The 7,500-nt window shown below is 41.3% G+C and carries 6 protein-coding genes; 3 read left to right on the top strand and 3 right to left on the bottom strand.

What is annotated here, in order from left to right; all coding sequences use genetic code 11:
* The coding region (locus tag DCC39_RS18195) for a CaiB/BaiF CoA transferase family protein (protein ID WP_133243510.1) at positions 1-763 on the top strand (763 nt) is incomplete at its 5' end.
* Positions 764-802: 39 nt separating this feature from the next.
* Entirely contained in the window at positions 803-1,333 is a 531-nt protein-coding gene (locus DCC39_RS18200; RefSeq protein WP_116556307.1) for a cysteine dioxygenase family protein, read from the top strand.
* 92 nt (positions 1,334-1,425) lie between these two features.
* Here DCC39_RS18200 and DCC39_RS18205 read toward each other — a convergent pair whose 3' ends face one another.
* From DCC39_RS18205 to recQ, 3 genes are all read right to left on the bottom strand, one after another.
* The gene (locus DCC39_RS18205; protein ID WP_116556308.1) at positions 1,426-2,331 is read right to left on the bottom strand and encodes a LysR family transcriptional regulator; all 906 of its coding nucleotides are present in this window, start codon (positions 2,329-2,331) and stop codon (positions 1,426-1,428) included.
* 145 nt (positions 2,332-2,476) lie between these two features.
* Complete coding sequence (locus DCC39_RS18210) at positions 2,477-3,391, bottom strand: DMT family transporter (protein WP_165820935.1); 915 nt, start codon at positions 3,389-3,391, stop codon at positions 2,477-2,479.
* Positions 3,392-3,408: 17 nt separating this feature from the next.
* Positions 3,409-5,535, bottom strand: coding sequence for a DNA helicase RecQ (gene recQ, locus DCC39_RS18215; protein WP_116556310.1), 2,127 nt, complete (start codon positions 5,533-5,535; stop codon positions 3,409-3,411).
* Between the two features lie 234 nt (positions 5,536-5,769).
* Here recQ and DCC39_RS18220 point away from each other — a divergent pair.
* Positions 5,770-7,500: acetoacetate--CoA ligase (locus DCC39_RS18220; protein ID WP_116556311.1), on the top strand; the 1,731-nt coding region annotated here is incomplete at its 3' end.

Raw genomic sequence — 7,500 nt, forward strand, 5'->3', positions numbered from 1 at the left:
GCAAAAAGGCGCATTTGATGTAACAGTTCAAGCGATTAGCGGTTTAATGAGTGTGACAGGGGAAGAAGACGGCCCGCCGGTAAAAAGCGGCGTTCCAGTTGGGGATTTTGTGACCGCGCTTTATGGGGCGTACAGTATTTTGGCTTCATTAGCGAATATCGAAAAAACACAAAAAGGCAATCATATCGATTGCTCGATGTTGGGTAGTTTGCTCGGCATCTCTGCATTGCAGGTAAGTGAATATTATGGTACTGGGAAATCACCAAAACGGTTGGGTTCCGCTCACCCAAGAAATGCTCCATATCAGGGATTTTATGCGAAAGACAAACCATTTGTCATTGCAGCAGGCAATGATAAGCTATGGAGCTCAGTCTGCCGGGTCGTTGGATTCCCGGACCTAGTAAATGATGAAAGGTTCACGACCCAATTGTCACGGGCGAAAAATCAAGGGGAACTGGCAGGGATCCTGCAACCGATATTTTCCAAAAGAATTTGTGATGAATGGCTGGAGGAATTTGATTTTCATGGTGTACCTTGTGCTCCAATCAATTCATATGAAGAAATTTTACACGACCCTCACGTTACTGACATGGGGTTGATTAACGAATTGGAATTGCCTAACGGCCAAACAATAAAAGACTTTGGCTTCCCAATTAAAATGACAAACTATGAATTTGAGATTACTAGGAATCCGCCAAAATTGGGCGAGCATAACGATGAAGTGATGGCGGATTGGCTTCACTCCAAAAGTAATATATCATAATTAGTATGCAGCATTAAATGATTTTAGAGAGGTGAGAAGATGAACAACTTAGAAAATATGGATCCGCATTTTCGACGTTTTGTAGAAAAGATCGATAAAGTTGTCAAGATGGAAACGGAAGAGAAAACAATCACAAGCAAAGTGGCTGAACATATGGGGGACTTGTTGAAGCATGAAGATATTATCCCTGAAGCGTATAAAAAGCCGAATCCTGATAAATATACGTTATATCCTTTGTATGTAGCGCCGGATAATAGTTTTTCGATCGCTTCGGCTGTATGGGATGTAGGACAGTCTACCCCGATTCACGATCATCGGACATGGGGGGTGATCGGCATTGTGCAAGGGGAAGAAAATGAAATTCATTATGAGTTTTCCACGAATGCTCAGCCTAAAAAGGTAATGGAGCGCCAGTTAAAAAAGGGGATGTCGCTGTTTGCTGCACGTCTGATCAAGATGTCCACAAAGTCTCTTGTGCTTCAAATGTACCGTGCATTGGAATCCATGTTTACGGAGGAAACATCGGGGAAATCGAGCGGGGAATGTACGATTTGGAAACAGGGAAGGTAAAAACGATTATTACAGCTTGGGATCCTGTCCCGACAATATAGAAAAAATGCAACCATTCCTCTTAGGTTTCATCTAAGAGGAATTTTTTGCTCTTATTTCTTTGTGATCTCGATTAAAATTTCAATGAATTTTTTTAAATATTGAGGAGCGTAACGTTTTTTGCTGTAGAAGCAGCACGGATCTGATTTTACGGCAATATCATGAAATGTCACAAAGCTGATGCCTTCTTTGTCTTTTTCTGACCATGATTCTGTGTAAAATTTTGGAATGATTGAAATTCCGACCCCAAGGCGGACTAAGGCAAGGGTTGATTCATTATTATCGGTTGAGAAGATAATATTTTCTTTAAATTCCTCTCCAAAAATAGAGAGTATGTACTCCCTTAAGATACCTGTACGGTACAGGATAAGCTGCTCATTTGATATTTCATGGATGGATATCTCTGTTCTAGACGAAAATGGATGGTTTTTTGAAACGATTGCAATGTATTCATCATGGAATAAAGTGATGCACTCAAAATGATTGAGTTCCATTAATTCCTTTGTAGAGGGGTTGACAGGGGCGACGACGACATCTAATTGGTTGTCGATTAATAGCCTCGTTAATTCAAATAAACCGCCTTGAACGACGTTAAGCTTTACCTTCGGGTAAAGTATATTAAACTTTTGAAACAACTCTGGCAAGTAGCGGCTTGCTGTTAAGGGCCCAATCCCGAGTTGAATCTGGCCTGTTGATGGATCGTTAATTTCGATAATATGGTTCTCCAAATCTTTCACCGAAAGAAGAACATTCCGGATTGTCGGGAGAACTTTTTCTCCTTGTTTTGTCAGTTTAATATTCCTGCCGGAACGTTCAAAAATTTGAAAGCCAATTTCCTTTTCAAATTCCCGAACTTGCTGGCTGATTGTTGGCTCTGTCACAAAAAGCTGCTGTGCGGCTTCTCTCATTGTCCCATGTTTTACAATCATATCAATATATTCCAGTTGGCGTAAATGCATGGAATTTCTCCTTTAGCATTTTAAAAGAAATATATGATTCTATAGCATGAGATATTTTAAATTAAATGATGGCGCAATATTGGCGTTATACCATATATTCAGAAAACAATTAAGGTGAGGAACCGGGCAAGTGACCCCGGTCCGTTCAGAACTTTTCTGGTGAAGAAAAATTCTTCATTTTTTTCTTTTTTGAAACAAACATGCCGGAAAATTGGGTGAGTACGACACCGATCAAAATTAAAGATGATCCGATAATAATATTCGTTGTTAATTTTTCGCCTAAAAATATCGCACCAAAAACCAGCCCGAAAATAGGCACTAGTAAAATAGACATTGCCGCTGTTGCGGTATCTACAGAGTCAAGCAAATAAAACCAAATTGAGAAGCTGATGGCTGAAGCGGCAATTCCTGTGAAAAGAATGGCAAATATACTCATGCCGGTCCATTGGATTGGCTCGCCCCATTCCATCATTAAAGCAGCCATTAACATGGCGATGGTTCCAAACAGCATTTGATACGCATTCACTTGCAGCCGATCCGCTTTCTTGAATTTTTTTTGGTAAAAAATATTAGCTGTCGCCCAACAAACCGATGCGATAAGGATAAAAAGATCGCCGATGATAACGGAACGATCGGTTAGTGTATTTAAATCAAAACCAACGATAAGGAGCAAGCCTGCCGCTCCCAAAATCATTGCCAAAATATTTGCGCCTGTCAGCTGTTCATCTAAAAATTTGGCTGCCAAAATTCCGCTCCAAATCGGCATTGTGTAAAGCAATACGGATGTTTTTCCCGCATCGACAAACATCATCCCATATGCAACAAATAAGAAAACGGCGGCGGTTTGTATGAGTCCTAATATCATCAAATCACGAAGAGGGATTTGTTTAATAGAAAGGCGCTTCATAAAAAATAAAACTAGGAATAAAACGATGACTCCTGAAGCAAAGCGAAACAAAGAAAAGGTAAACGGGCCCATATAATCAAGCCCGATTTTTGCTAAAATCCATGACGCTCCCCAAATCAGTGTTAAAGCAAATGTTAGTAATCTTACAGCCATCATCTGATCTCCTTAAATTAAGACAGCGATTCATTTTTCATTAAAACTGCCCTTATAGTAAAATAATCAATGGAATCCGGCAACGCTTCTTTAAGTGGCTTTAATTTCTCGGAATCGATGGTTTGCTTCGTCTCCATAATTAATTTTTCGATATCTGGCGTAAAAAAAGATTGCCAGTCGATAGGATGTCCTTCTTGGGCGGCTCGAAACAAATGGCTTTGGATCGTTGTTTCCGCCAATTGGCGTTTAGCGGAAATTTCTTTCACATCGAAACCTTCTTTAAAAAGCTGATACGTTTCAAGATGACTGGGTGTTTCTGTGTTTGTTTCATACACTTTTTGTTGAGTAGCCGGAGCATTTTCTCGAGTAGGGTTGTCGGTGGCATACGTTTTTATTTCGTTCAAAAATAATTCCCCATATTTTTCGAATTTCGCGGCTCCAACCCCTTTGATTGTAAGCATGGCGCGTTCGTCACGTGGAACTTTCACGCTCATTTCTTTTAGCGTAGCATCAGAGAAAACGATATAAGGGGGGATTTGTTCTTCTGACGAAATTTTTTTACGAAGCTGGCGCAATTTCTGAAACAATTCATTGTCCTCAGTTATCGCCGATGAAGATTGGTACATTGATTTCTTTTGGACTTTCGTCTCACCTTTTAACACAAAATAGGCTTTCTTTTTTAAGAAAACGACTGGATATTTCCCTTCGGTTAATCCAAGATAGCCTTCAGCCGTCAAATAGTTAATCAATTCAACAATTTCCTTTTCTGTTTTCGAAGACATAAGGCCGTAGGTTGATAGACGAGAAAATTGAAATTGTTGGATTCGCTTGTTTTTCGATCCTTTCAGCACTTGCGCTACCATTGTTGCCCCGAAACGCTCATCCATCCGTTTGATACATGAAAAGACCATCTGCGCTTCAAGGGTAACGTCAATCGTTTCACGGTCATCATTGCAATTTCCGCACGTACCGCAATTCTCGGAGTGGAAATCCCCAAAATAATCAAGGATAAATGTCTGCAGGCATTGTTCAGTATGGCAGTAATCGATCATGGATTGAAGTTTTTGGTACTCTTTCGCTTTTCTGCTGTCGTCAGCTGATGATTCTTCAATTAAAAATTTTTGTAATTGAATATCGCGCGGTGAAAAAAGGAGAATGCATTCACTTGGTTCCCCATCTCTTCCGGCTCTTCCGGCTTCCTGGTAATAGGCTTCAATGTTTCTTGGCATATTGGAATGGATAACGAATCGGACGTTTGATTTGTCGATCCCCATGCCGAACGCGTTCGTAGCCACGATAATTGAAATTTCATCATACAAAAACTGTTCTTGCACGTTAGCCCGTTCTTCTTCGGAAAGCCCGGCATGGTACCTGCCAACCGAGATGTTATTTTTTAATAAAAAGGCGTGAAGCTCGTATGTTTCCTTTCGAGTTGAAGCATAAATAATCCCTGAAGCTTCAGGATGTTGTTTAATATAATTTAAAAGGAATTGCTGCTTATTTTCACCTTTCAGCACTTGGAACGTTAAATTACTTCTTCCAAATCCGGTCACAATCGTATTTGATTCAGAAATCGAAAGGAGGGATTGGATTTCTTCACTCACTTCTTTTGTCGCTGTTGCAGTTAAAGCGACGAAAACCGGCTTGGGCGACAACTGTCTAAGGATCGGGACAATCGAACGATAGCTTGGCCTAAAGTCATGCCCCCATTGGGAAATACAGTGGGCTTCATCGAAGGCTACCAATGAAATCACAAGAGATTGGATAAGTGATACAAAGCTTGAAGATTCAAATCGTTCAGGTGCGATATAAATCAGTTTGTATTCGCCCTTTCGCGCGCTTGAGATGCGATTGGAAACTTCAGATAAAGTGAGTGTACTATTTATGTAAGTTGAAGGAATGCCAGCGGATTTCAGGGAATCCACTTGATCTTTCATCAAGGAAATTAGTGGTGAAATAACAAGCGTCACACCGGGAAACAGCAACGCTGGAATTTGATAACAAATCGATTTCCCGCCGCCTGTGGGCATCATGGCCAACGTATTTTTTCCTTTTGTAATGCACTCAATTATCTTTTCTTGCCCTTTGCGAAAGGAGGAGTATCCAAAGTGTTTTTCTAATAGCCTAGTTGCTTCATTTAGCATGCGATCACCTTTTGAATAATAGTTCTTATTCATAGGATATCAGATTTAAATATGGTTTTCAGTGGAAGAATTCATAATTCGTATCGTAAAAATCGACAGACTATTCTATAATAGATATGGAACAAAGACGCTGACGCGTCCTTGTTCGGAAGTCAGATACACGTCTTTTTTGAAAAGTTGGACTCATGTGATTTTACGAAAAAGATTTATTTTATGAAAGAGGAGGCAATCATCATGTCAGAAATTGTCAAAGAAGGCACATTGCTATGGGAACCGTCAGAAGAATTCAAATCCCAATCCAATATCGTGCGTTATATGAATTGGTTGAAGGAAAATAAGCAATTAAGTTTTGAAACGTATGAAGAACTATGGAATTGGTCTGTTACAGAAGTTGAGGACTTTTGGGAATCGCTATGGGAGTTTTTAGAAATCAAAGCATCCACTCCATATACAAAAGTACTTTCAAGCCACAATATGCCTGGCGCAAAATGGTTTGAAGGTGCGAAGTTAAATTATACGGAACATGTCTTCAGAAATTTACGGCCTGAACAACCGGCCATCCTATCAAAATCGGAAATCCGCCCTCTTCAGGAAATGACGTGGCAAGAGCTATACGACCAAGTTGCTTCGTTTGCGGCGGGGCTAAAGGAAGCCGGCATTAAATCGGGAGACAGAATCGTTGCTTATATCCCGAATATTCCAGAAGCGGCAATTGCTTTTTTGGCGTGTGCAAGCATCGGTGCCACATGGTCAAGCTGTTCCCCGGATTTTGGCAGCCCGACAGTCGTCGATCGCTTTAAACAAATCGAACCGAAAATTTTAATTGCGGTTGATGGCTACCGGTACAGCGGCAAAGATTTTAACCGAATGGAAGCGGTTAAACAGATTCAAGATGCGATTCCATCACTTGAAAAAACGATTTTGCTTCCTTACTTAACAGAAAATCCAGCAATCAACACGTTAAAAAACGCTGAGTTTTGGGATGACTTTACGAAAAGCCATCAGAACGCAACACTTACATATGAACAAGTTCCGTTCGACCACCCGCTCTGGGTTCTTTATTCCTCTGGAACGACAGGACTTCCAAAAGCGATTGTCCAAGGACAGGGCGGAATCATTTTGGAACACTTAAAGAAAGGGATATTCCACAGTGATTTAAAAGAGGATGATCGGTTTTTTTGGTTTACAACGACAGGCTGGATGATGTGGAATGTCGTTGTTGGGGCACTTTTATCAGGTTCAACCATTTTGCTTTATGACGGGAATCCGGGCTATCCGACCCTTGATGTCATTTGGGAATTTGCCGAAGAAACAGGGATGACGGTCTTCGGGACAAGCGCAAGCTACCTGCTTAACTGCATGAATAAAGGGATCAAGCCAAAAGAAAAATATGACGTAAGCCGAATAAAAAGCATCATGGCCACAGGATCGCCGCTGCCGCCTGAAGGATTTAAATGGGTGTACGACAATGTAAACTCAGAAGTCTGGCTTGCTTCAGCAAGCGGAGGGACAGATGTGTGTACAGCATTTGTACTTGGATCTCCAATTCTTCCCGTTTATACCGGGCTCATCCAATGTAGAGGGTTGGGAGCGAAAGTGGAGGCATTTGATGAAGAAGGGCACGCTGTCATTGATGAAGTTGGTGAGCTCGTTGTTACAGAACCGATGCCGTCAATGCCGCTCTTTTTCTGGAATGATAAAGATGGTTCGCGCTACCATGAGAGCTATTTTGATATGTATCCGGGTGTGTGGAGACATGGGGATTGGATTAAAATTACGACAAGCGGCAGCTGCCAAATTTACGGACGATCGGATTCGACCATTAACCGCGGCGGAATCAGAATAGGAACGAGTGAGATTTACAGCGCAGTCGAAGGGGTTGAAGGTGTCGCGGACAGCCTTGTTGTCGATGTAAGCAATGAGAAAGGAAATGCGGTTATGCCGCTTTTCGTCGTGCTGGACGAA

The organism is Pueribacillus theae (assembly GCF_003097615.1).
Lineage (GTDB): Bacteria > Bacillota > Bacilli > Bacillales > UBA6769 > Pueribacillus > Pueribacillus theae.

Bases quoted from the DNA above. Each gene is read 5' to 3' on its own strand.
- DCC39_RS18200 (WP_116556307.1), top strand. From the start codon at position 803: ATGAACAACTTAGAAAATATGGATCCGCATTTTCGACGTTTTGTAGAA.
- DCC39_RS18205 (WP_116556308.1), bottom strand. From the start codon at position 2,331: ATGCATTTACGCCAACTGGAATATATTGATATGATTGTAAAACATGGG.
- DCC39_RS18210 (WP_165820935.1), bottom strand. From the start codon at position 3,391: ATGGCTGTAAGATTACTAACATTTGCTTTAACACTGATTTGGGGAGCG.
- recQ (WP_116556310.1), bottom strand. From the start codon at position 5,535: ATGCTAAATGAAGCAACTAGGCTATTAGAAAAACACTTTGGATACTCC.